The 1687-nt window shown below is 61.5% G+C and carries 1 protein-coding gene and 2 pseudogenes; 1 reads left to right on the top strand and 2 read right to left on the bottom strand.

Annotated features, from left to right (window positions below):
* A pseudogene (locus FQ320_RS25140) lies at positions 1–125 on the bottom strand (transposase); the annotation flags it as partial.
* Positions 126–191: 66 nt separating this feature from the next.
* On the opposite strand from FQ320_RS25140, the gene FQ320_RS25135 reads away from it, so the two are divergent.
* Positions 192–1382 carry an IS701 family transposase gene (locus tag FQ320_RS25135; RefSeq protein WP_370513109.1) on the top strand — a complete coding sequence of 397 codons (1191 nt, stop codon included), beginning with the start codon at positions 192–194 and terminating at the stop codon, positions 1380–1382.
* A 153-nt stretch (positions 1383–1535) separates the two neighbouring features.
* Here FQ320_RS25135 and FQ320_RS27025 read toward each other — a convergent pair.
* A pseudogene (locus FQ320_RS27025) lies at positions 1536–1687 on the bottom strand (transposase); the annotation flags it as partial.

Here is a 1687-nt window from a genome sequence, read left to right as displayed (position 1 = left end):
GTGTCGAACCGCTCGACAGCCTGAAGAACTGCCATGGCTCCAGAGACCAGAAGGGTGCGTATGTCGCGCTGTCCCATCTTCGACGTCTTCCCGAGCCGGGCCTTGCCGCCTGTCGAGTGCTGCTTAGTACTACAGTTGCGCATGATGGAACTTTCTGATTCACTTCTCCACGAGATTGGGGGGGTTGGGTCATGTCAGTTTCGGATTGGGCGGGCAGTATTGCGGATTGGCGCCATGCGCTTGAGGGTATGAAGGCGTTCATCGCCCCTGCTTTCAAGCGGTCTGAGCAGCGCGCGTCCGCCGGGGCGTTCGTCGATGGGCTTTTGTCAGGCGTTGAGCGCAAAACGGGCTGGATGCTGGCAGAAGAAGCCGGTCTGGCAAGACCTTATCGGATGCAGTCGTTGCTTGGGCGATCAAGCTGGTCGGCGGACGAATTGTGTGATCGGGTGCGGCGCTATGCCGTTGATGCGCTTGGGGATCCTGATGGTGTGCTGGTCATCGACGAGACCGGGTTCCTGAAGAAAGGCACCCATTCCGCCGGTGTCGCTCGGCAGTATTCCGGGACAGCCGGGCGGATCGAGAACAGCCAGATCGGCGTATTCGCGGCCTATGCCAGCCGCTATGGCCACGCGTTGATCGACCGGCGGCTGTATCTTCCCAAGTCATGGGCCAACGATCCGGAGCGGCGGGCCAAGGCACATGTACCCGAAAGCGTTGAGTTTGCCACAAAACCTGCCATGGCCCGCGAGATGATTGCGCGCCTGCTGGACAAGGGCACGCCCTGCGCCTTTGTCCTGGCCGATGCGGTCTACGGCTCGGATCACCGGTTTCGGCGCATGCTGGAGGATCGCGGACAGCCCTATGTGTTGGCGGTGCGCTCGAACCATACGTTGCGATTTCTGCAGGAGTGGGCGCTGGTCCAGACCGATCCCGCGTCGATGATTGCCGAGCTGCCACCCGAGGCTTGGCAACCTCTCAGCGCGGGCGAAGGCGCCAAGGGGCCGCGGCTCTACGATTGGGCCTGGGTTCCCCTCAAGTATCAGGCTGGGCAAGGGTTTTCCCGCTGGCTTTTAGCCCGCCGGAGCCTGCGCAACCCCAGAACCATCGCCTATTATTTTGCCTATGCACGCTCGGAGACGGCACTGGCTGATCTCGCCGCGGCGGCTGGATTGCGATGGACCATCGAAGAATGCTTTCTGCGCGCCAAGGACGATCTCGGACTGGATCACTGCGAGGCGCGCTCCTGGCACGGCTGGCACCGGCACATGAGTCTTGTGATGGCTGCGGCTGCATTCCTGGCCAGGATCGCCGCCAATCAGCGCCGCAAGGCATTCAGAAAACAGAACGAAACGAGTCCGCGCCCCCAAGCGGAAGCAGCATGATCGCCCGTCTCGCGCAAACACTGACCACACCAGAAATCCTCCATCTGATCACGCGACTCATGCCGCAGAGGGTCCTGTCAGTCGCGTTTGTTCTCGATTGGTCACGATGGCGAAGACAGCACCAACTCCGGGCGGCCATCGCTCATCGGAAAATCCGCCACTATGCGCAACTGTAGTATTAGGCACGAGCCCAAGCCACGCAGCAAAATCGCGACCGCGTTTGAAGGTGGCCAGGTCAGGTGCAAACGTCTCGATCGCAAGAGCCGTTACAGGGCCTACGCCCGGCATGGTCTGTGCGCGGCGGA

Source organism: Oceaniovalibus sp. ACAM 378 (genome assembly GCF_008085915.1).
In the GTDB taxonomy this organism is placed as follows: Bacteria; Pseudomonadota; Alphaproteobacteria; order Rhodobacterales; family Rhodobacteraceae; genus Oceaniglobus.
This window is presented reverse-complemented; position numbering and strand designations above follow the sequence as displayed.

Coding starts and splice junctions, on each gene's coding strand:
- FQ320_RS25135 (WP_370513109.1), top strand. CDS start 192: ATGTCAGTTTCGGATTGGGCGGGCAGTATTGCGGATTGGCGCCATGCG.